Source organism: Streptomyces sp. NPDC002888 (assembly GCF_042888465.1).
Classification (GTDB): Bacteria; Actinomycetota; Actinomycetes; order Streptomycetales; family Streptomycetaceae; genus Streptomyces.
This window is the reverse complement of the sequence record NZ_JBIAPU010000050.1, coordinates 1-21,358: the sequence shown is the minus strand read 5'-3', so window position 1 is coordinate 21,358 and position 21,358 is coordinate 1. Positions and strand designations below refer to the sequence as shown.

Annotated in this window: 19 protein-coding genes and 4 pseudogenes; 11 read left to right on the top strand and 12 right to left on the bottom strand. The window is 69.6% G+C overall.

The annotated features are described in order from the left end of the window. Window positions 1-315: 315 nt before the first annotated feature. The gene (locus ACFYWX_RS46105) at window positions 316-1,935 is read left to right on the top strand and encodes an RNA polymerase sigma factor (RefSeq protein ID WP_389431516.1); all 1,620 of its coding nucleotides are present in this window, start codon (window positions 316-318) and stop codon (window positions 1,933-1,935) included. A gap of 15 nt (window positions 1,936-1,950) precedes the next feature. Here the strand turns inward: ACFYWX_RS46105 and ACFYWX_RS46100 are convergent, their stop codons facing one another. Together ACFYWX_RS46100 and ACFYWX_RS46095 are read right to left on the bottom strand one after the other, a co-directional pair. Beyond that, a complete protein-coding gene (locus ACFYWX_RS46100) occupies window positions 1,951-2,175 on the bottom strand; it encodes a cold-shock protein (RefSeq protein WP_389431515.1) in 225 nt (74 codons plus the stop codon). A gap of 363 nt (window positions 2,176-2,538) precedes the next feature. Then, window positions 2,539-3,999: an arabinofuranosidase catalytic domain-containing protein gene (locus tag ACFYWX_RS46095; protein ID WP_389431514.1), complete on the bottom strand. Its 1,461-nt coding sequence runs from the start codon at window positions 3,997-3,999 to the stop codon at window positions 2,539-2,541. 1,027 nt (window positions 4,000-5,026) lie between these two features. On the opposite strand from ACFYWX_RS46095, the pseudogene ACFYWX_RS46090 reads away from it, so the two are divergent. Beyond that, window positions 5,027-5,137, top strand: a pseudogene (locus tag ACFYWX_RS46090) (VOC family protein); the annotation flags it as partial. Window positions 5,138-5,381: 244 nt separating this feature from the next. Continuing rightward, window positions 5,382-5,864: a DUF5994 family protein gene (locus ACFYWX_RS46085; protein ID WP_389431513.1), complete on the top strand. Its 483-nt coding sequence runs from the start codon at window positions 5,382-5,384 to the stop codon at window positions 5,862-5,864. A gap of 186 nt (window positions 5,865-6,050) precedes the next feature. On the opposite strand, the gene ACFYWX_RS46080 is transcribed toward ACFYWX_RS46085, so the two are convergent. Next, a complete protein-coding gene (locus ACFYWX_RS46080; RefSeq protein WP_389431512.1) occupies window positions 6,051-6,563 on the bottom strand; it encodes a DUF5994 family protein in 513 nt (170 codons plus the stop codon). A gap of 238 nt (window positions 6,564-6,801) precedes the next feature. After that, window positions 6,802-7,773 carry an STAS domain-containing protein gene (locus ACFYWX_RS46075; RefSeq protein ID WP_389431511.1) on the bottom strand — a complete coding sequence of 324 codons (972 nt, stop codon included), beginning with the start codon at window positions 7,771-7,773 and terminating at the stop codon, window positions 6,802-6,804. Between the two features lie 381 nt (window positions 7,774-8,154). Between ACFYWX_RS46075 and ACFYWX_RS46070 the strand changes: the two genes are divergently transcribed. Further along, the gene (locus ACFYWX_RS46070) at window positions 8,155-8,463 is read left to right on the top strand and encodes a hypothetical protein (protein ID WP_389431510.1); all 309 of its coding nucleotides are present in this window, start codon (window positions 8,155-8,157) and stop codon (window positions 8,461-8,463) included. A gap of 787 nt (window positions 8,464-9,250) precedes the next feature. Here ACFYWX_RS46070 and ACFYWX_RS46065 read toward each other — a convergent pair. From ACFYWX_RS46065 to ACFYWX_RS46055, 3 genes are all read right to left on the bottom strand, one after another. Beyond that, on the bottom strand, window positions 9,251-10,519 hold the full coding sequence (locus ACFYWX_RS46065) for an ATP-binding protein (RefSeq protein ID WP_389431509.1): 1,269 nt from the start codon (window positions 10,517-10,519) through the stop codon (window positions 9,251-9,253). Between the two features lie 77 nt (window positions 10,520-10,596). Then, complete coding sequence (locus tag ACFYWX_RS46060; RefSeq protein ID WP_389431543.1) at window positions 10,597-11,826, bottom strand: PP2C family protein-serine/threonine phosphatase; 1,230 nt, start codon at window positions 11,824-11,826, stop codon at window positions 10,597-10,599. 135 nt (window positions 11,827-11,961) lie between these two features. Continuing rightward, a complete protein-coding gene (locus ACFYWX_RS46055) occupies window positions 11,962-12,450 on the bottom strand; it encodes an Asp23/Gls24 family envelope stress response protein (protein WP_389431508.1) in 489 nt (162 codons plus the stop codon). Between the two features lie 184 nt (window positions 12,451-12,634). On the opposite strand from ACFYWX_RS46055, the gene ACFYWX_RS46050 reads away from it, so the two are divergent. Together ACFYWX_RS46050 and ACFYWX_RS46045 are read left to right on the top strand one after the other, a co-directional pair. Beyond that, window positions 12,635-12,829, top strand: coding sequence for a hypothetical protein (locus tag ACFYWX_RS46050; RefSeq protein ID WP_389431507.1), 195 nt, complete (start codon window positions 12,635-12,637; stop codon window positions 12,827-12,829). Between the two features lie 505 nt (window positions 12,830-13,334). Further along, window positions 13,335-13,616: a hypothetical protein gene (locus ACFYWX_RS46045; RefSeq protein WP_389431506.1), complete on the top strand. Its 282-nt coding sequence runs from the start codon at window positions 13,335-13,337 to the stop codon at window positions 13,614-13,616. On the opposite strand, the gene ACFYWX_RS46040 is transcribed toward ACFYWX_RS46045, so the two are convergent. The 4 genes and pseudogenes from ACFYWX_RS46040 to ACFYWX_RS46025 all read right to left on the bottom strand — a co-directional run bounded on the left by ACFYWX_RS46040 (window position 13,595) and on the right by ACFYWX_RS46025 (window position 17,481). Continuing rightward, window positions 13,595-14,836, bottom strand: coding sequence for a PP2C family protein-serine/threonine phosphatase (locus ACFYWX_RS46040; RefSeq protein WP_389431505.1), 1,242 nt, complete (start codon window positions 14,834-14,836; stop codon window positions 13,595-13,597). The two genes, ACFYWX_RS46045 and ACFYWX_RS46040, sit on opposite strands and share 22 nt — an antisense overlap. Window positions 14,837-15,748: 912 nt before the next feature. Next, a pseudogene (locus ACFYWX_RS46035) lies at window positions 15,749-16,671 on the bottom strand (LysR family transcriptional regulator). Between the two features lie 100 nt (window positions 16,672-16,771). Continuing rightward, entirely contained in the window at window positions 16,772-17,218 is a 447-nt protein-coding gene (locus ACFYWX_RS46030; RefSeq protein ID WP_389431504.1) for a hypothetical protein, read from the bottom strand. Further along, on the bottom strand, window positions 17,215-17,481 hold the full coding sequence (locus ACFYWX_RS46025) for a hypothetical protein (RefSeq protein ID WP_389431503.1): 267 nt from the start codon (window positions 17,479-17,481) through the stop codon (window positions 17,215-17,217). Before ACFYWX_RS46025 ends, ACFYWX_RS46030 begins: the two co-directional genes overlap by 4 nt. 219 nt (window positions 17,482-17,700) lie before the next feature. On the opposite strand from ACFYWX_RS46025, the pseudogene ACFYWX_RS46020 reads away from it, so the two are divergent. From ACFYWX_RS46020 to ACFYWX_RS46005, 4 genes and pseudogenes are all read left to right on the top strand, one after another. Beyond that, window positions 17,701-17,886: pseudogene (locus ACFYWX_RS46020) on the top strand (site-specific integrase); the annotation flags it as partial. Window positions 17,887-18,098: 212 nt separating this feature from the next. After that, window positions 18,099-18,692 (top strand): DUF5994 family protein, encoded by a 594-nt coding sequence (locus tag ACFYWX_RS46015; protein ID WP_389431502.1) that lies wholly within the window; start codon window positions 18,099-18,101, stop codon window positions 18,690-18,692. A 5-nt stretch (window positions 18,693-18,697) separates the two neighbouring features. Next, on the top strand, window positions 18,698-18,895 hold the full coding sequence (locus ACFYWX_RS46010; RefSeq protein WP_389431501.1) for a hypothetical protein: 198 nt from the start codon (window positions 18,698-18,700) through the stop codon (window positions 18,893-18,895). Between the two features lie 650 nt (window positions 18,896-19,545). Next, the gene (locus ACFYWX_RS46005; RefSeq protein WP_389431500.1) at window positions 19,546-19,917 is read left to right on the top strand and encodes an STAS domain-containing protein; all 372 of its coding nucleotides are present in this window, start codon (window positions 19,546-19,548) and stop codon (window positions 19,915-19,917) included. Window positions 19,918-20,192: 275 nt separating this feature from the next. Here the strand turns inward: ACFYWX_RS46005 and ACFYWX_RS46000 are convergent, their stop codons facing one another. Beyond that, a complete protein-coding gene (locus ACFYWX_RS46000) occupies window positions 20,193-20,999 on the bottom strand; it encodes a hypothetical protein (protein WP_389431499.1) in 807 nt (268 codons plus the stop codon). A 203-nt stretch (window positions 21,000-21,202) separates the two neighbouring features. Between ACFYWX_RS46000 and ACFYWX_RS45995 the strand changes: the two are divergent. Beyond that, window positions 21,203-21,358: pseudogene (locus ACFYWX_RS45995) on the top strand (Asp23/Gls24 family envelope stress response protein); the annotation flags it as partial.

Sequence of the window (21,358 nt, the reverse complement as noted above, 5' to 3'; positions counted from 1 at the left end):
GGTCCCGCCATTGCAGGATCTTGGACGGCACGTCATGAGAACGGCGCGCTCGTACCTCTCTTGTGTGAACGGCCGCCGCGCCACCGCGCGCCAACGGCCCACACCACAAGGGAGGTTGGACGGTGGAGCTCGCTGCTGCACTCTTGTCCGTGGTTACCCCTCTGGCCCCTGCCATCAAGGGCTGGCTCGACAGCGTGGCACTTCGCAACCGGTCCTTGGCCCGGGCCGAGATCATCCGGGCCCGGCCGGCAGGTCCGAGGGACTCGTGGGACGCGCACCCGAAGCGAGAGGAAGACAATGGCTGACCGGGAGGCGGTGACCGCCGAGGCTCTGGGCGCCCTGTACACGAAGTACCGGGTCAGTCTGACGGCGACCGCTCAGCAGGCGCTCCTTGCTCGCGGGGTGCCGGAGTCGGTTGTCTCGGCCGAGGACATCGTGCAGAACGCCTTCGCCAAGGCCTTGCGCAATCCGGCATCCATCGAACATCCGATCAGCTACCTGCGTGTGGTGATCCGCACCGAGGTGGCCAATCGGGCCCGGCAGCGGGCTGATCAGAGTCGGTTGGAGGCCCGTCGTGCGGCTGATCCTCTGCGTTTCGACCCGTTGCAGTCGGCAGACATCGCCGCACTGGTGGCCAACCGCTGTGCCGTCGAGCAGGCCCTGGCCGGTCTGTCTCTCTCCCAGCGCACCGCCGTATGGGCGACGAAGGCGCTGGACTGTACCCAGGGCGAGGCTGCGACCCTGATGGACAAAGCCCCGGGCACGGTCGCCACTCACGTCTCCCGCGGCATGGTTCTGCTGCGTGCGAGCCTTGTCGCTGCTGTGGTCGCCGCCATCGTGTGTGTGGCGGGTCGTTTCATCGGCGGTCGGCCGCAACGCACTGATCCGGCGAGGGAACCCGCTGAGGGGGCCGGCGCAGCGCCTACTCGGTGGTGGCATGAGGGACGGGCCATGCTGGTTGTGCTGTACGAGCGTTGGCCAGCGGTCGCCTTCCTGTCACTCTTGGCTGCGTGCGGCATCCTCTGGTGGGTCTGGCGGCGCTGCATGACCAGTAGGTCGGGGGCGCTTCTCGGCAGGTGGCTGAGCGCTCGCAGGACGAGGCAGGTGTGGTCGAGCGCCACGAGCCGACTCGGAACGTCCGGCGAGCCTCCCCGTCGGCAGCACTCCACTTCCCACACCCGCCTGCAAGACCTGTTCCGCCTGTCCGGCTGGTCCAAGGGCGAACTCGCCAGACTGGTGAACCGGCAGGCGGCCGCCATGGGGCACCCGCAGGTGTCGGCCGACACTTCACGGGTGCGGCGTTGGATCGACGTGGGAGAGATCCCGCGCGATCCCGTACCGCGGGTGCTGGCAGCCCTGTTCACCGAGCGACTCGGCCGTGTCGTGACCATCGAGGACCTCGGACTGGTCAGGTACGGGCGCACGGGGAGACGGGAGAGCGGTGGGGAGCTGGGGAATCCCGATCAGCTGCCGTGGGCGCCGGAGCGGACTGCTGCGGTCCTCACCGAATTCACGGGAATGGACCTCATGCTCAACCGGCGGGGTTTGGTGGGCGCGGGCGCCGCGAAGACCGTACGCGGCAGCGCCGTGCACGGCTGGCTTCACACCGGCCCCGGACGCATTCGACCGTCTGAGGAGCAGTCCGCCAAGAGCATGGGCAAGCTGGACACGCAGGCACATCACGCAACCCGGGAAGCCCTGAAAATCCTGGACCTTGTCACACATGCACCGCATGGGGTGGTGTCCCGGGCACAGATCGCCCGCTCCCTCAGGGCGTTCGGCCCGGCCGAGGCAGCAGCCCTGTCGATGCTGATCCGCCAGGGCTACCTCCAACGACTCCCGGACAGCAAGTACACCGCCGGGCAGAACCTGGGCAGCCTGAGAGCGCGAGGTCAAGACGAGCCGCGTGGGGTCGTGCGCGTGCGCCGTCGTTGATGTCAGGTGTGGATGTCAGGTGGGCCGAGGCACGATGGACACCGCGCGGTAGTCGTACCCGTCCTGCTTGAAGCCGGGGGCTTCCCATGTGAGGTCCACCTGCTGTCCGGGCGACAGTGCGCGGAACCCGGCCATCTGGATGTCGGAGTAGTGGCCCCAGCACCCGCCAGGAGTCTCGGGCGAGTCGAGCACCCCCCACCCTTCCTCGTCGCGCCACTCGCGGACAGTCGCAGTCACCATGGGCAAGACGTTACGGGTTCCGCCTGACCCGTCGTCCGCCGACGCATGTCTGGAGGCCACGCTCAACCACTTGGCGATCGGGGGATTTCACCGTTCGCTTGAGCTTGGGAAGCTGCGTCCATCTGGGGCCTGTTGTTGCGCTGCCCTGCACCAGAGCGCTGTCGTTGCCTGGCTTGCCGTGACCCGGTGCTCCGGCGTTCCCGCTGGATCTGGCATACAGGTTGCCCAGCGGATCGCGTACCCGCCAAGTGGCCTCTAGGCCAGGTTCTGACCTAGAGGCCACCGATGGAGACGATGCTCAGCACGTGTGGGCGGTCTGCCGACGCGTGGGTCGGCAGACCGCCATGGACACAGTCGCTCAGGTCAGGGCGCGATGTCCCACTGCTGGCAGGTGTTGTCGAGCTGCTGCCACTGGCGTACCACGGTCCCGTTGGCCGTTCCGCAGTTCGTCACGTCCAGCACCATGCCGCTGTAGACGTTGGAGATGGTGTAGTGGCTGCCGACCCGGGTGACGTCCCACTGCTGGCAGAGGTTGCCGAGTGCGGCCCACAGGTCTATGGCCTGGCCGTTCTTCTGTCCGCAGTTCACGTTGTCGAGGGTCGTACCGCTGTGGACGTTGGTGATGGTGTAGTGGCCGTTGCCCGCGCTGGCGAACTTCCACTGCTGGCAGTTGTTGCCGAGCGAGGCCCACTGGTCGATCGAGGTTCCGTTGGCGGTGCCGCAGTTCACGGCGTCGAGGACCTTGCCGCTGTTGACGTTGGTCAGCCGGTAGGCGGTGCCGGCGACGGGGAAGGTGGCGGTGGGGGTCGTGTAGCCGACGGAGGTGATGTTGGCCTGCACGGCGTTGTCGGCGGCGTTGGTCGGGTAGCCGGAGGTCATGACGCCTTCGAAGAAGGAGCCGTCGGATCCGTTGCTGTTGTCACCGCCGGTGCCGAGGACGATGGCCCCCTCCATGTGCATGGGGGTGTAGCCGCCGAGGTTGGGTAGAGCTCCGTCGTACCAGGTGGTCAGTGAGCCCGATTGCGCGTTGCCGCCCTTGATCGCGTAGGTTGTCGTGCCGTTGTTCTTCTCCATGGCTGTGACGTATTCACTGGAGATGCCGGTGTTGCCCGAGTTGGCGCCGTTCCCTCCGAAGAACAGCCCGTTCTCCAGGTCCGCCTCGACCCAGGGTCCCGATCCGGCACCGGAACACGAGAACCAGCACTCCGTGCCGAAGTTGATCGCGTCCATGTGGCCGTTGCCGGTGTCGTTGCCGGACGTCTCGGCGTTGCCGTAGTCGAAGCAGCACCGGTTGTTGACGTGGTGGCCGCTGGTCACCATGTAGGCACCCTCCGGGGCGCTGCCGGTGGCGATGCCCCTGGTGCTGTTGTTGCGGTAGCCGACGCCGGCGGACACGAAGATCCCGTATGCCGCATGGCCGCCGACCGTGACCGGCAGGGCGTTCGCGATCGCGCCGACATCCTGTCCGCCGTTGCCGCCGGGCCCTTCGATGGTCAGGTCGTTGTGGTTCGAGCTCTGGTCGTAGACCTTGGTGATGACGCAGGTCGTGCCGGAGCAGAAGGAGTCCTGTGCCGCGGCGTTGGCGTAGCCGCCCGCGGTGAGCGTGTCGATGTTGGTGGTCGTGGCGTCCGAGGCGCGCTTGACCTGGTAAAGAGCGCCGCTGTAGGAGGCGTAGAGCGCCCGTGTCGTGCTGTGCGCCGCGGCACACGGCGTTCCGGCGGCGGCGTAGATGTCGCAGGGCAGGGACGAAGCCGCCTGGGCCGTGCCCGCGGTACCCACCACCCCGACCAGGACGCCGGCGAGAAGCGTGAGAACCGCGCCCACTGACAGTAGGAGCCCTCTCAGGTGTCTACGTATCACTGTGAACCTCTTCCGTCTTGCGTTCTTCTCGAGCCCGGAGTTGGAGTTCGGCGCGGCCTCGGCATCGTTCAGCAGGCATTTGTTAGCGCTCACATTTTTGGCACTCGAATGACACCGCTCATCCAGAGCTCCGGGGAATCGGGTACGGGTGGCCGGTGGGCGCTCTGTTCGAGCGCGGCAGCCGAATGCGAATGCGTCACCGCCGCAGCGGTGACCGTTCATGAAACGGAACGTCGTGCATGCGCCGTTCTGGCGCAGTGGGTCATGATCGTCCGTTCTTACGAGCCCTGCCTTTTGTACGCTGGGCTGGAAGGACGGTCAACACTGCGGGACAGTCAAGACTGTGGAAACAAATCGGGTCCGCTTCCTCCCCGAGGCGTACGACAAAGCGACAAAGCGGGGATGCCCGGACCGCCCCTGACGGCGGCCGTGGAGTTGGAAACCCGAGTTCCACAGCTGTGCCGGTGGAAGAGTTTGCGATCTATGGGGATCAACGTGCCTTGACCTCCTCCAAATGTGTGCGCTAACAATTCTTCACGGCACGCGGACTCCCACCGGAGAACGCAAGTTGACTCCCCTTCGGAGATCGCACCCGACCTGTCAAGCGTGATGGGGCATCAGAAGAGGTGAAGCATGGATCGCGCACCGGTGCTGGCGGATGTGGCCCGGAGAGCGGGCATCTCGCACCAGCCCGCCTCGCGTGTGCTCACCGCCATCCGAACGTGCGGCCCGCCACCCGGGACCGCGTTCTCTACCGCCTCACGCGAACTCGGCTACCGCCCCAACTCGGCACCGCCCCAACTCCGCCGCTCGCAACCTGGCCACCCGTCGCACCCGCACCCTGGATGCGGACAGCTTCAGCACCAAGCTCAACGGCCCGGCGTTGTGCCAACGACCACCACGGGCAGCGGACTGTGCCTCGCCGGCAGACCCGGTCAGTGTGCTCACCCGATTCCAGAGTCGGGGCACCCGAATGGATCAGGCGGCCTGTGTGGTCGCGCGCCTGGAGGCTCTCGGTGCGACGCCCGCCCACGGCCAGGGCACAGTGCCGTGGACGGTCCTCGCCGACCCGGAGGGCAACGAGTTCTGCGTGGTCACGCCGGGTCGGAAAACACTCCAGCCGAGCGCCTCCGCCCAGAACCGGCCGACCGCCAAGCCATCAAGAGCCTTTATGTTCACCTGAACAGGTCGCAGTGCCGTGCCGGCGATCCTGTGCACCCGCTCCGCAACGACATCCGCACAGGCAGGCTGCTTCTGGAGGAACCGGCGCCCGTGGTACCAGGAGTAGCGTGGGAGGGCGGGGCGAGTCCCGTGATCGCACCGATTCCCGAAGACGGGTGATCCTCATGACCGGCTCCGATGCGCTCCCGGTTTCCCGGCATCTGCCCAGTGGCGTTCACGAGGCCGTACGGCCCGGGTGTGCGCTGCTCCGGCTGGAGACCACGGCGTCGCGCGAAGGCGTTCTCGATGGTGCGTGGTGGCCGCGGTCGCGCGACATCGGTGTCGAGCTGCCCGCGCTGCTGAGCGCCCTCACCGGCCACCTCGGCCCCGTCACGCGCGTCGGGCTGGACACTGCCGCCTGGGAAGGGCTCCCGACGCGGATCGTCGTCGACGACCGGGTGGTGCGCATCGACTCCTTCCCGGTGGGCGACGACACCGTCCTGATCACCTGCGGCGACCAGGACGTGTTCTCGCTACTCGTGATCCCGCCGCACGCGACCCCCGCGGCCGCGCACGCCGCGATGGCCCAGGCCGTGCGGGCCGACAACATCACCCAGGCGGAACAGATCCTCATCGACACCCAAAGCGCGCAGGTGCCGCCGGACTGACGAGCGAGCCGTGCCCGGCGGAGCCGTACCGCACGACAACGGTGAGGTCAGCCGCGCCACTCCACCAGGAGCAGAGTCGCGTCATCCGAGGTGCGGCCGTCCCGCGCCCGCTCGAGCGCGTGGGACAGGGAGCGCGCCACCGCCGGATCCCCGGCCGGTCACGTGGGCCCGACCGCATCGGGCCTCTCACCTGAGCCCGGAGCCTCCTTCTGACTCCCATGTGTCTTGTCCGTCGAGGCCGCTCTCGACGAGTGTCAGCAGGCGCGGAGCCGACAGCGGGTTCCCTGGGTCGGCGGCAGCGGTCAGCAGGCGGGTAGCCGCTCCGGCCGGCTCGTCCGGTGGGATCACCAGCAGTTCCCAGCGTCCCACGGTGCCGCAGTCCACAGTGATGGCATGCGCCTCGGCTGCGAGGTCGGTCAGGGCCACCTCGATCACATGGCCGGGCGCCATCACCTTCTGCGGGGCATCGGGCCAAGAGGCGGTCCCCACGGTGACGCGGGTGACGGTGTCGGCGCTCGGTTCCAATGCGCCGACCAGCGCGGGCAGCTCCAGTTCCAGTGCGTCGCAGCGCGGCCACCACGCTCCGTCCAGCGGGCCGTGGCTGACGTCCGGCGTGAGGCTCAGCCGGGGCAACGGCATCCGGTAGGTGTGTGGGTCACCCGAGGTCGTACCTTCGGCGGGCTTGGTGATGGCGTCCATCGTGCGATCCCGTCCCGGGCGGCTTCGGGCTGCCTGTGTCTGTCACTCGCCGGGAACGGCGCCGCCGTGGTCGTGCGCCCGAATGGCTCTCGGTACGTGCCAGGCTACTCCCGGCCGTGGGCGGACGGCGCGGCGCGCAGCCATCGCGCGGAGACACGTCCGTACGGCAGACCACAGACAGAACGGCGTGACCGCACCGGCCGGTACGGCCGCCGGCTCATCGCTCTCCTCTGCTTGATCATCGGCCTGCCGGGGACAGCCCTTCCCTGAGGATCAACACGCAGGGGGCGACAGGACCGGGCAGCCCGACGACCTCTCCCATGTTCTGCCAGCCCCAGGCCGAGAAGGCGGCTTGTCCCTCCCGGTCGGCAGGGTGGAGCAGGGCGACTCCAAGGGAGGAGTGCAGGTCGGTGAGCAGACGCTGTTGCAGGCGGCGGGCGATGTCGCGGTGCTGAGCGTGCGGATGGGCCACGACCTGACTGAGGACGACGAACCGCGGCCGGGAGGTGAGCCGTTGGATGCTTTCCTGGAGTGTTCCGTCGAAACCCCGGCGCCCGGCACTGTCAGGGCCCACCGGAAAACCGAAGGCGCAACCGACCAGCACCGTCGTCTCAGCGACCAGCAGCGCGAAGCCGGGGCGATGGGCACCGCCCGCCAGGCGGCGCAGGAAGTCTCCACGGTCGTGGTACGCCTCGCCGGGGGTACCCGCGACAGACTCCGCGGCCAGGTCAGCGATGTCCTCGCGCATGCCCTCGGCCTGCCAACGGGTCAGCCGGCGAAGGCGGATCCCGTCTTTGAGGGCCAGCTGATCCGACCGACGAGCGGGGTCCTCGGGCGCCCGCGTTCCGGTACTCGTGAGGTCGCCGAGTACGGCGGGCGGTACGGGGCTCACGGGGGCCCCAAGGAGCAGCGAAGCAGATCCGGTGACAGCGAGAAGCTGGGTGATCTGCGAGCACGGGTGGTGCAGGAGCAGGGAGGCGTGTACCCGGCCGGCGCGCCGCGACGCCGACAGGAAGACGTCCAGGCCGATGGCGTCGCAGGACCCGACCGTGGTCAGGTCGATGTCAATGACGGTGACGCCGTCCAGCAGACACTGCTCCAATGCGGCCCGCAGCAGTGGTGTCGTGGCCGGTCCGATGTCACCGGCAAGCGTGACGAGCGTCCGCTCCCCTCGGTTCCGCCGATGGATGTCCAGCCGGGAAAGGACCATCACGCCTCCCCTCGGCAGGGGCCCGGGCCGGTACGGGTACGCGGTGCCGGCGCAGCCATGCAGAGCTTGCGCGGATTTGCTTCGACCGTGGCGGACACGATGCCGACCCGTCTCCGCGCCGACCACTGGGGCGGCCCGGATTCGTCTCTCGCCGAGGACGACCCGGCGTGGCGGCCGGAGTGCGTGATGCCCTCGGTACTTCAACCGTACGCCGCCCGCAATCGGAAGGGGCTGCGCCGAGGGTGCCAGGAGTACGGTGTGGAGGGTCGAGGGTACTTCGTATCACCGGTGACAGGGCCGGCTCGTCCTCGGCGCGCGGCGCTGTAGAGGCCGCGTGACACCTTACGGGCCGTTCCCACGGCCCGGGACAGGTTCCGCACGATGACCACCGAACCCCTGCACCCACCGCACTCGTCCCTGACCGTGGACGTACCGGATGACCCTCCCGCCGAAGGCAGGGTCGAGGTCCGCATCGTCTCCCTGGATGCCGAAGCGGCCCGGCGCGTCGCGGACGCTCTCCGGCTGCTGTTCGCCGGGGGCGAGCAACGCAGCTATCCGGCGCTCCCGTCGGGCATGGGGACGCGTCTGCATCTCACGCTCGACCCCGAGCGGGGCGTTGGCCGGCTCCGCTCCTGGCTGGAGGCCAGCAGGCCGCCGGTCGACCGGACGCATCCGGGCGAGACCGCGTGATGCGTGTGGTCACCGGGCAGGCCGGCGTCCGCCGAACCCCCTTGGACGAGGCCGTAGCCCAAGTCGAATCGCAGTCGTTCCGCCCAAACCACTTCACCACACCGCTCGGCACAGGCACCCCCCGGCTCTCGCCGACTCGGACGGGAACACCCGGCGTCCGCCGGCACACGACCGGCGACAACCAGCGCGGGCCCTGGCGCGCGAGGCAGGCACCCAGCGCCCGCGCCACGCGGCACCACCCCAGCCCACCGCAACGCCAGAACGCCTCTCCTGAGCCGTCGCTCCAGGGGGCGGCGGCCCCCAACGGCAGGCCGCCTTCCACCTTCCCGGCCGGTGCTCCAAGTCCCGGTTGAGCACACGGACTTCATCCGACAGATCGGCGACGAGCGGATCCTGCAGGTGATCGGCAGTCTGCATGACGGGACCGGCACGGGTGCGCGCTGTTCCGGCTGGAGACGACAGGGTTGCGAAGGCGTCCTCGACGGGGTGTGGTGGCCACGGTCCCGTGACAACGGCAGTCCGGCAGTCCGGCAGTCCGGCAGTCCGGCGGTCCGGCGGTCCGGCGGTCCGGCGGTCCGGCGGTCCGGCTGCTGCCCGGCTGCCCGGTCTCCTGAGCGTCCCGCGCACGCCGTGTCGGCACCGGCCGTCCGCGACGGCAACGTCACCCCGGCCGGACGGATACTCATCGGCACCGCTGAAACGGCAGGGGCCCATCCGCCGGCCTGACACGTCGGCTGCCGACCGAGGCCGGGGGCGCCGAGGAGGCCGCGCTTCCCGGGCGGGGACGCTAGAGGCGGGCGTACTGCTCCGTCTGTTCGGCGAACTCCTGGGCCACGGTGGCGCTGACCGTGGGCTGGGTGTCGCGGATCGTGTCCAGGTAGTCGTCCGTGGTGGGGAGGATGCGGGTTCCGGTGTCGAAGGTGCGCTCGAACCCGGCCTGGGAGACGGTTCGCGCCACGTGGGCGATGTCGGCCGGTGTGAAACCTTCGCTGGCGGACGCGAGTGCCGCGCTGTCGGCCTTCGCGCCCGCTCGTGCCAGGTAGCTCTCCCAGAGCGCGGTCCTGGCGCGGTGATCGGGAGGGCCGATCGGCAGTACGTAGTCGAAGCGGCCGTGCCGCAGGAACGCGGAGTCGAGCGTGGTCACGTTGTTCGTGGCGCAGACGAGCAGCCGCCCGTCCTGGCTGCGGAACCGGACGATCGCCTTGAGCAGCTCGTTGACGACGCCGACCGCGGTCGCGTCCGCGCCGCTGCGTGCGCCGGCGACCTCCTCGACCTCGTCGATGAACACCAGGACGTGGTCGAGCCGGGAGATCTCGTCGAAGCGCCGGCTCAGCCCGCTCGCCAGGCCGTACTCGGCGGCCAGACGCGCGGGGAACAGCTCGAGGAAGGGCCATCCCAGGCGGCTGGCGATCGCGTGCGCGAAGGTGCTCTTGCCGGTCCCGGGCGGACCGAACAGCATCACCGCGCGCGGCAGCTCCACACCGTGCTCCGCGGCCAGTCCGGGATGGGCCAGTGGCAGGACCAGACGGCGCTCGATGAGCTGTTTCTCCTTCTGCATGCCCGCGACCTTCTGCCACAGTCCGCCGGGTGGCAGCTCCGCTCCGAGGGAGGAGAGCATGGCGGCCGCCTGTGGGGGCAGCGGTCTGCGCTTCTCGAAGACGATCAGGCCCGATCGGGCGCCGAAGTCGCAGTGGCGCAGTGCGGTGGCACCGGTCTCGCCCGCGGGCAGGGCGGCGTGCACCGCGCGGACACCGTCGGTGAAGAGCCGTCGCTCAAGGGCCGTGATCAGGGCGCTGCCCAGCCCCTGGTGCCGCCAGGCAGGTGCCATGCAGATGCGCAGGATCCACGCCCGCTCACCCTCCACCCTGCTCACCGCGGCGCCGACGATCACGTCGTTCGCCGTGGCCACCACAGCGGGGTGGAGGGCCTGGAGGGCCGTCACGGCGTCCGAGAGCGGGAAGAGGGCCGGCTCTTCGGTCGTGCCGCTCTCCATGTCGACACGGAGGACTCCCTCGAGATCGTCCGGGGAGTAGTCCCGGACCCGCCAACCCGTCATGACCAGCTCCGCGTGTTCGGCCGTGTTCCCATCATCGGCCGCCGCGTGGGGTACGCGCGCGGCAAGCCCCGGCCCGGTCAAGCGGGACCGCGCCACTCGATCAGCAGGAGGGTCGCGTCGTCCGTCGTGACGCCGCCCCGCGCCAGCTTGAGCGCGTGGGAGAGGGACCGGGCCACGGCCGGGACCTTCTGCGCCGTACGTTCGACGCGTTCCACCCAGCGGATGAGCTGTTCCTCGCCGAACTCCACACCGCCGGCCAGGTGCTCCTCCACCAGTCCGTCCGTGAAGCACATGATCCGGTCCCCGCGGTCGAGGTCCAGCTCACTGATCAGGGGTTCGTGACCGCCGAAGCCGACGGGGAGCGTCGTCGGGCCGTGCAGCTGCCGCACGACGCGGCGTCCGCGGATCAGCAGCGGAGCCGGATGCCCCGCGTTGACCCACTGGAAGCGGCCCGTCGCCGTGTCGAGCCGCATCATCTGAGCGGTCACGAAGTGATCGGGGCCGAACTGCTCGGCGACGGCCCGGTCCATGAACGCGTAGATCTCCGACAGCCCGACACTGATCCGCCGGGCATGCCGATAGGCGCCGATGGCCACCGTGGCCATCGTGGCGGCGTCCAGACCGTGGCCCATCGCGTCGACCATGGCCACGTGCAGCAGATCCCCGTTGAGGGCGTAGTCGAAGCTGTCGCCGGCCACGTCGTAGGCGGGCTCCAGCACTCCGGCCAGCCTGACCCGGGGCGAGGACATCGCCAGCGGTGGCAGCAGCGCCCACTGGATCTCCGCGGCCACAGTCATCGGCTCGCTGCGCCGGGCCCGGAAGAAGAGATCGGTGTACCCGTCCTTGGCCATCAGCATGTCGGCCACCAGAGCGGCGATCCGGCACAGCAGCCGCCGGTCGTCCTCCACCACCTCGTCCAGGGTGACGGCCATGACGCCCAGCTGGTCTCCGCCGTCCTGCAGAGGCAGATAGACGCGGACGCCGTCCGTCCGCGGCACTTCGAGGGGACGCGCGGCCTGGAAGGCATGGCCGGCGTCGGAGCTTTCGATCGGCTGCGGATCGCCGGCCGTCAGCCCGTCGAGCGGCAAGGGCACCAGCCACACCTGGCCGTAGTCCTGCAGGAAGACCGAGGTCTCCCGGCCACCGAGCCTGCCCACAGCCCGGGCGACGAGCGGGCCGAGGAGATGGGGCGGCACTTCGTGGCCCTGGTCCAGCAGAGCCCCCAGGAGCTCCTCACCGACTCCCCCCGACCGGCCCGTCCCAGCAGAGCCGTGCGGTCCCGGAGCGCGGCGGCGCCCAGGACGGATGCGCCGGTGGATCCTCAGGAAAGGTCTGTGCACACGGACTCCCGACGCAGCCGCCCGGCCGATTCAGCGTTGCAGCGGCCTCTGCCGCCCACCCCACAGGATCTCTCACGACGACGACCTGAGGGGATCGGCGGCTCACCTCACGCGGCCTTCACCCCCTTCGGACTCCTCCTCTTCGTCGGGAAGGCGGACGTCGTCGACGGCGATGTTGACCTCGACGACCTCCAGGCCCGCCATCCGCTCCACGGCGCTGATGACGTTGGAGCGCACGTCACCGGCCACGTCGACGATGGAGACGCCGTACTCGACGACGACGTTCAGGTCGACGGCGGCCTGGCGCTCCCCGACCTCGACCTTCACTCCTCGTGTGACGCCGCCGCCTCCGCCTCCGCCGGGGACGCGTTCCCGCATGGCGCCGAAAGCGCGGGCCATGCCCCCGCCGAGGTTGTGGATGCCCGGTACCTCACGGGCGGCCATGCCCGCGATCTTGGCCACCACGCCGTCCGCGACGGTGGTCTTCCCCCGGGTCTCCGCCGGAGCCCCGGCCCCGGTACGGCCCTTCAGTGTGCTCACGCCCGCGCCGGTCCGGCCCGCAGATCCGGTGCTGATTGTGGTGTCCGTCATGGCGATCGCCTCGGCCCATGTCCGATGTGATGTGCAAACCCCGGGTACCCGCTCCTCCCGAGCCGCGAACGGGATCGGCATGAGCGAAAGGACCGGTTCTCCGCCGTCGGCCCGCGTGGTCTGCACCGAAGAGACAACAAAGCGCTTGGTCACACGTGCGTGCCTGGGGCGTGGGCGGAGTAGCGTGAACACACCGGGAGTTCTTCGTGCACCGCTCAAGCAGGACGCCCACGAACTGGTCCTCCTCTCCGCCACCGGCGTCCGGCGTGACCTGCTGGTGGTCTCACCGGAGACCGGCGCGGTGGCCGCCGGTCGGCTGATGGCTGCCGCGGGTACCACGGGCGGCCTTCGCTGTGACGACGGGCGGCCTTCGCTGTGACGACGGGCTGACGGCGGAGAACGAAGCGATCCGTCATGGCAGCGGCTCCTGAAACCGGGAGGACGCCGACAGCGCCGATGCGCGAAGCCGGGAGCACGACGAACGCATCGCTGCCTTCCTCTACGGAGATGCCCTGGCGGGGGATCGGCCGCCGGCCCCGGAGACGCCGCAATGGTGCGGATGACGACGGCCCCAACACGAGGTGCCGGAGCGGGCCGTCGTCATGGACCCGCGTCGTTCTGGGACTCGGGGGAGTAAGTTGGCGACGCGAGGATCCTTCGTACACCGGCGCTCAGGCCGGTCTCGTCCTCCTGGTTCGACCACACCGGGTGCTTCGCGCTCGAGGCAGGTTCCGCCTTATGGCCGCCGAAGTCGCTCACTTGTCCGATCGTGCCTCGGCCGCGCCAAGGGTGTCTTCGTACCCGGCAGTCGCCCGACAGGTCGCCGACGCGCTCCGCCGGTTCTTCGCGTGCGACCAAGTCGGCAGCTCTCCCACGGGACCCGAATGCGGCGGCTCGCGCGGGCAGCGGATCGCGTCCGGCAGGAGCAGCTGACCGCCGCCCCCGCGGCACACCCGTCGCCCACGCAGGGGCAGCGCGTGCCCCCGGCCGCGCCCTCGCCGGAGCGGCTCACCCCCACCGAGGCCAAGGAGCCCGGCATGTCGCTCACCTCTCCCACCACGCCGGCTGGGCTGCCGTCGAACACCGCCGTGTCGCCCCAGGGTTACGACGGCACCTCCCCCTTCCCGCCGGACGGCCCGGCCCGTCAGTCGAGGGCGGCGAGATGATCGGCGTCGCCGCCTCGCCACTCGACGAGGAAGATGGTCGCGTCGTCGCTCGTGGTGCCGCCACGTTGGTGTTTCAGCGCGTGGGAGAGCGCTCGCACCACCGCCCGTACCTCGGTGCGCTCGCGGAGGATCCGGTTGGTCCACTCGATGAGCTGCTCCTCACCGAACTGTTCCCCGCCCGCCTGGTGCTCCTCGATCAGGCCGTCGGTGAAGCACAGCAACCGGTCGCCGGGTTGCAGCATCCGCTCGCTGACCACCGGCTCCTCACCACCGAAGCCGACCGGCAACGTGGTCGGGCTCTCCAGCCGGTCCACCACGGCGCGGTCGCGGATCAGGAACGGAGCCGGGTGGCCGGCGTTGACCCATTGCAGCCGGCCTGTGCTGATGTTCAGAATCATGATCTGCGCGGTGACGAAGTGATCGTGGCCGAACTGCTCATTGATGGCCCTGTCCATGAACGCGTACACCTGGGACAGATCGGTATGGGCTCGTCGCGTGTGGCGATAGGCGCCGACGGCCACCGTCGCCATGGTCGCCGCGTCCAGCCCGTGGCCCATCGCGTCGAGCATGGCCACGTGAAGGATGTCGCCGTTGAGGGCGTAGTCGAAGCTGTCGCCGGCCACGTCGTAGGCGGGCTCCAGGATTCCGGCCACCTCGACCTGCGGAACGGTCATCGACAGCGGGGGCAGCAACGACCACTGGATCTCCGCGGCCACGCTCATCGGGGCGCTGCGGCGGGCCTGGAAGAACTGGTCGGTGTAGGCGTCCTTGGTGACGATCATGTCCGCGACCAGACCGGCGAGTCTGCGCAGCAACCGCCGGTCGTCGTCGTCGACGCTGTCCAGGGTGACGGCCATCGCCCCGATCTGGTCGCTGCCGTCCAGCAGCGGCAGGTACATCCGCACACTGCCGCCCTCCGGCACCTCCACCGTTCTGAGGCTCAGGAACGCCTCGCCGGCGGGGGAGTCGTCGACCGGCTCGGGGCCGCCGAGCTTCAGCCTCCGGCCTGGCAGCGGCACCAGAAGCACCTGTTCGTAGTCCTGCAGGAGGATGGAGACGTCCCGGCCGCCGACCCTGGCCACCTCCTCCGCGATGAGTGGGGCGATCAACTCCGCCGGCATCTCGTGGGCCCGGTCCAGCAGCACACCCAGCAGTCGTTCGCCAAACCCCTCCGACCGGTCCACCCCAGTCCTGTCCGGCTTCCGCCCACCATCCGTCATCGCTGTTTGCTTCCCTTCGTCCCGGGAGGCATGGAACCCATCGGGCGGCTGTGTCCACGCAGTCTTCGCCAGGTGGCCCTGCGGCCCGGCCTGGTCGAACCGCAGCCGGTGCGGGGCGGTGCCGGCCGGAACGGCGTCGGCGCCTTCAACACTCCGATCACGTATCCCGACTCCGGTGCCCCGAGGCAGCGCACACCCCGACCCTCTCGGATCCATCCCGCAGTCAACGTCGATCGGCGTGGCACGACGCTGTAGACCGGCACAGGCTTGCATCGCCGACCGGTGCAACGAGCCGATTACGCCACAGGCGGCATGTCGCTTCCCAACGCCCGTCGCCACAGGAGGCTTGGGCCGACGCGGACATGGGCACGCCGCCGGTGAGCGGGCCAAGCTCGGGGTACCGGTCTGATCGACCGGGCCGGGTGGCCGGGGCACCTCCTTGGGAGCCGGTGTGCAACGGCCCCGGCGCATGCACACCGGGGCCGCCCTTCCGGGCCGTGGCACGTGAGAGTGCACTGGCCCGCTTATCATCATATGTCTGATACGCACGAAATACACTCGGAGTGTCAGGCATTCTCAGGCGCTACGGCCCCTCTTCCCGGCCTCCGCAAGCGGCGGCCCCGGCGCCCTGGTGGGGTCGGCGGGCTTCGCCGGATCGCCCGTGTTTCTTCGTGGACACCGCGTTGGGGTCGCGGGTTGGGGTCTTTGGCGTTGATCTCGGTGAGCCAGGTGGTGAGCGCGTCACGGTCGACAGCTTCCAGGACGGCGAGGAGGGCCGCGAGCGACTGTCGGTGAACCGCAGGGTCACGGCGGGCCCGTCTGCATGTGGTCACGCCGGGCACCAATTGCGGCAAGTACTTCCGTAACTCGTTGGTGCTGTTGATATTCCGCCTCTGCTCGCCTCAGGTGTCATCACCGCCCGGTTCGGAAGGTGAGGGGAAGTTGGGAGGCGGTCGGTGATGCGAACAGTGCCTGGACGGTTTCGGTGGCCAGGTCGCGCAGCCAGGTGTGGGCGCGGTCGTCGTCGTAGTGCTGGTGCCACAGCGGGTACAGCGGGATGGCGGGCATCTGGAGGGGCAGGGGCAGTGTGATCAGGCCGAGTTGGTCCCGGGCCGCGCGGGTGGCCGCGTCGGGAAGGGTGAGCACCAGGTCGGTGCCGGGGGCGAGTTGCAGCGCGAAGGCGACGGTGGGGCAGGCGGCGACGACGCGGCGTTCGTGCCCGTACGTGGTCAGGGCGTCGTCGATCGGGTCGCGCAGGCGTCCGCGCCGCGAGACGGTGAGGTGTTCGGCGGCCGCGTAGCGCTCGAGGTTCAGCGGGCCTTCGGTGAGTGGGTGGCCGGGCCGGACGGCGACAACGAGCTGATCGCGGCCGACGAGGCGGTGTCGGATGTCGGGGAGCGTCGGCCGGCTGGAGCTGGATTCGAGGTCGACCTCACCCCGTCGTAGCTCGGGGGTCTCCGTGCCGGATTCGGCGGGCAGGCGCAGCTGGACGCCGGGGGCTTGGCGGTGGATGGCGGCGATCAGGGCCGTGCCGCAGGCGGCGGTCAGGGCGTCGTGCCAGCGCACGGTGAACACCCGCTCCAGAGCTGCCAGGTCGAGTTCCTGCTGTGCGGACAGAAGTTGGTGGGCCTGCTGCACGAGGGCGTGGACCTGGGAGCGGAGGGCCAGCGCGCGGGGGGTGGGGACCACATACTGCGGCCGGTGCGTACCAGGATCTGGTCACCGGTGGCCTTGCGGATGCGGCCCAGGGAGCGGCTCATCGCCGGTGCGGTGACGTGGAGGCGGGCCGCAGCGCCGGCGACACTGCCCTCTTCGAGGAGTGGGCAAAGGATCAGTCGGAACCCGTCACGTCTGCAACTGCCGGGGGATGCTGCCTGGCATGGGTTGCCTGGGGGAGCCGGCGAGTGGTCGGCGTGAGGTGCGGGCGGCTTCTCGTCAGACCTTTTCGACTCGCACGGAGTGTCCCGTGAGGAGTTGATTCATGTCGTCGGCGTCGGAGGTGAAGACGGTTGCCTGAGCTCCCTGCGCGGCTTCTCGCCCGGCCACAGCCGCCAGAATGGCATCGATGGCGTATTTGTGCCCATGCAGGCCGGCTGCTTTCAGCATGTCGCGCGCCATGGCGATCACCTGCTCGTCCGTGTGTACGATGCGGATCCGGGACAGTGTCCAGTTCCACAGCGCCTGCCTCGACGTTTCGCGAGGGTCCCATGCCTCCAAGGTCGTGAGCGCCGAGGTGACGATCGGGATGTCGAGCCGCGGGGCCGCCTTGATCAGCGCAGCCATCTCCCGATCGCCCTGAACCGCCTTGGAGAGAGCCTCGGAGTCGAACACGAAGACGCGCTGTCGCGGCCGGTGCAGCTTCGCTGGGGCGGTGCGGCTCACGCGGCCTCGTCCGAGTGTGATCGCTGCTCGTCATGCCAGCCGTCGATGGCGGCGATGCGGTCCAGTGCTGTTTGCTGCTCGTCGTCCGTCACGGCGCCGTGTTCTTCTTCGAGACGCTCGGCCAACTCGCGCAGTCGGTCCATGGCGTCCTGATGAGCGGCGGCGGCAGCGATGTAGCCGGACACCCCGCGTGCGTCGACGCGCTCCTTGATCGATTCCACCAGCTCTTCCGGCACGGTGATGGTGATCTTCCGGGTTGCCATACTGCAAGTATGCCATGCACTGTGTGGCGTGGCCTGCTCCTCGTGGAGAAGTCGCGTCCGCGGCGGGAGTGCCCGAGACGCCGTCGTTCGCCCATGTTGGTGTCAGGCATGGATGCCAAAAATCCCAAGGCCGTGGGTGCATCCAGGGGTCGCCTGCTCGGGCCGTCCTCCCGCCATGCACCGTGCAGATCTGCGAGCGGCGCAGCTGGTGCCCCGCAGGTCGCAGACGTCCGCCGCTTTCTCGTCCGTCTGGAGAGGGGGGCCACCGCTGCAACCGCCAAAGAGTCGAACCGAGTTCTGCGCTCGGCGCTGACCTCCGCCTGTCGCGAGGAGCTCATCATGCGCAACGTCGCCAAGCTCGTCGAGCCGCCCCGCACGGACACACCCGAGTTGCACCCCTGGACCCGTTCTGCCCGACACTTGTCCGGCGTGGCACCGCGTCTGAGCGTTCGGCGGGGGCCGGGAATCATCCGCCGGCCGCGCGGTCCGTTCGGTTCGTCCGAGGAGTACGCTGAAGACACCGAGGATATTTCGCGCACCGGCTTCCATGCTTGTGTCGTTTTCGGCGATTGAATATGCCGGGTCGGTTGCGGCCGGCCCGGGGCAGGGTTCGCGTCATGACCGCGACCATTTCCCCCTCGCCGACACTCGACGAAGACCGCTCCTCCTCGTCTTCTCTCCGTCTGTCGCTTGCTCCCGCCGGTCCCGCCCCGGCTCTGCTGGACGGCGCATGGTGGCCCCGTTCCCGCGATCTGGTGGCGGAACTCCCCTCCCTGACAGCCGTACTGGATCCGCTGTGGGGGCGGATCACCCGGGTCACGGTGAATCCCACCCACTGGCCGGTCGTCCCGCGTAAGGTGCCCGTCGCCGGGCATGTGGTGAACGTGGGCTGGTTCCTGCCCGAGCAGGACCCGCACGAACTGCTGCTGCTCTCGTACCACATGGGTCGCTGGAACCTTCTGGTGGTCCCGCCGCAGACGGCGCCCGTCTCGGCCGCCTGGCTGATGGCCGCCGCGAGCGACCCACTGGGCACATCGACCGCGAGCCGGTTGATGGAGGAGGCGGCGCGCCTGCGCACGGTGGCCGAGACCGACCGGGCCGTGGAAGCGGTCTGGGACTCCGAAGGAGGACATGAGGCCCGCGGTCCGGACGCACGTCCACGGATCCCGGCCGTCACCGCCGCGCTGCCGTATCAGCCGATGGGGAGATGAGAACCGTGGAGACATTCGTGACTGTGGCTGTGATCCTGGGAATGATCGCTCTGGGCGTGCTTCTCATCCATCTGCTCAACTCGCAGCACGATGAACGCATCGCCGCCTTCCGCTACGGCCGTCCCCGGTCGGCGGTCTCGGGACCGGCGCCCTCGGTTCCGCAAAAAGGCACGTGGGCGGGCCGGAGCGAGCGACATGGGTGACCGCCGTGACCATCGCGACGGGGGACGCGGGTGGCTGCGGCCCCGGCGTCGCCCCCGGAAGGGAGTGGTGGTGAGTCTCCACCGGTAGAACCGCGGTGCCGGAGAGTTCCGGCTCACTACTGGTGTTGGCCAGAAGCCTGACGGGGGACCGGCGGAGCCGTCCGCCGGTGCGCACGCGCCGCGATGGCCGTGGCCGTACGGGCCGTGGCCCTGGCCGTACGTGACGACAACGACGCTTCGACCGGACGGATTTCGCCGTCACCGGCGTCACGCCCGCCGACCGGACGGGTGTACCGGCAAGGCGCTCCGGGGCCCGCCGCCGAACTGATCGCTGTACAGCTTCCCAGCCCGGAACGGAGCCCCGTAGCCCGGGACACAGCCCCCTGGCCCCGAACCCGGGCCGCAGCATCACACAAGACGGACCGGAGCTTTCCCGACTCGATGCCGGCCGGGCTCGGACCTTCCGTTCCGAGCCCTCGGCGCATCCCCGAACAACCGTCCGGCCACCGCTGAAAATGTGAAACCGGGCTACCGGACCGGCAGTTCAACCCGTCACCGCGCACATCCCGTATCGGCCGTACGCCCGCCGCCAGGCCCGACCAGGCCCGGCCAGGCGGCGCTCTCCGACCGGTCGTCCGAACCGAGGAGCCATGGCCCTTCCCCAGCTGAGCGTTTACCGACACGACCACGACACCCGTGCACTGATCACCCTCGCCGGAGAGATAGACCTGGTCACGGCCCCGCTGGTGCGCGCCGCTCTGGCCGAGTGCCTGCGCGACGGCATCCGCACCGTCGACGTCGACCTCACAGCGGTCACCTTCTGCGACGCCAGCGGACTCAACGCCTTCCTCGCGGCAGCCCGGCTCGCCACCGATGCCGGAACGACCCTGCAACTGCACTATCCGCCCCGGACCATGGCCCGTGTCCTCGAGATCACCGGCTCCGGCTTCCTGCTCCGCCCGATCCTGGCCGCTCGAGCTCCGTCGCGTGGGATCCCCGCTGCCGCGGGCGGTGCGCTGTGACGGCCCCGCCCCGGCGGGAACATCCGCCGCAGGCGAGGGAAACACGCCGTTCCCGAGGAACGCGGTACGCCTTCGCCGGCTGAACCGCTGGCAGGCCGAGACCCTGCGGGAGGACCTGGCCGATCTGGACGTGGTGTCCTCCCGGGCGCTGCCCGGCTAGAAGTACCGGGGCCGGGAGGCGCTTCTGCGGCGGCTCACCGCCGGTTGCTCTGATTGCTATTGCGGCCTTCTTCCTCATCCGGAGAGCGCTGAGGCGCCGAAGAAATGGGACCGGTTCAGGCCGGCGCGTCGATCTGCCGTTGACGTCCGTCGGCTAGGACCGCGGTTTCTGTGATGAGGACGGCGACGGTGACCGGGCCCGGGGCGTCCGTGGTGGCCGCGTCGGCTACCGCGGCCCGGACGGCGCGGGCGACTTCCAGTGGGTGGTGTCCGGGGGCGACCGCGAGGTGGACCTCGATGTGGCGGCCGGGTGGATCGTCATGGTGCTCCACCTTGACCGGGCGGCTTCCCAGCACGGTGGTGAGGCGGGCGACGCCCGGAACGGCCGCCGCGACGTCGGCGAGCTCCCCGGTGGATCCCGGCTTGGGTCCTGTTCCGGTCGTCGGGGGCGAGGTTCGCGTGGTGGCGACCTCCGGTGGGGGCCTCATGGCCCTCTGTGTGGCCACCGACCTGACGTCTGGCTCCGGGCCCTCATGGAGATCCGTCACGCGCAAGTCGGCTGTCATCGTGGCCAGGCCGAGCCGTTCAGCGGCCGCGTTGAGCAGTGTGCTCCTCAACTGTTCGGCGGTGTGAGGCAGTGGCTGCCCGAGGGATGTCGTGAAGGCGGCCTCGATCCTGAGCGGGCCAGGTGGTAGCGCGCTGGCCGGCGGACGGACGGCTGGCTCGGACACGGGCTCCAGCGGTGCCGCCCCGATGCGCAGGGTTTCCAGCCGGACACCGGGAATCCCAGCGGCCGCGAGCCCGAGGTCCCGGACGGCCGCTTGCTCGGTAATCCATGTCCCGTCGTCGGGCCCGCCCAGCGGGAGCAGTCGGCCCAGGTCGAGCTGGTGCCGTACTGCCTGCGTCAACGCCTCGGTTGTCACCGGCCCTCACCCTCTTTCTTCTACGACCGCGGTTCTCTTCCTTCCGCCCCCTGCCCGGAATCCGCGAGGGCTACGGGCAGGGGTGCTCGGAGCTCTCGTCTGACCACCCCGCCTCAAGATCCACATATGGTGCGAAAGGTCATTATATGAATATAATCGGAATAAAGAGCTTCAGGTGTGCTTCTTAAGGGAGGAATATCCCGATGACGGAGAACGCCGGCGTAAGGCACGGCGGCGAGCCAGGTTCTCGCGGCCGGACGACCATCGCCGATGTGGTGGTGGAGAAGATCGCCGGAATGGCGGCACAGGACGTGCTGGGCGTCTATGCCCTGGGCAGCGGGTTCGCCCGCTCGATGGGA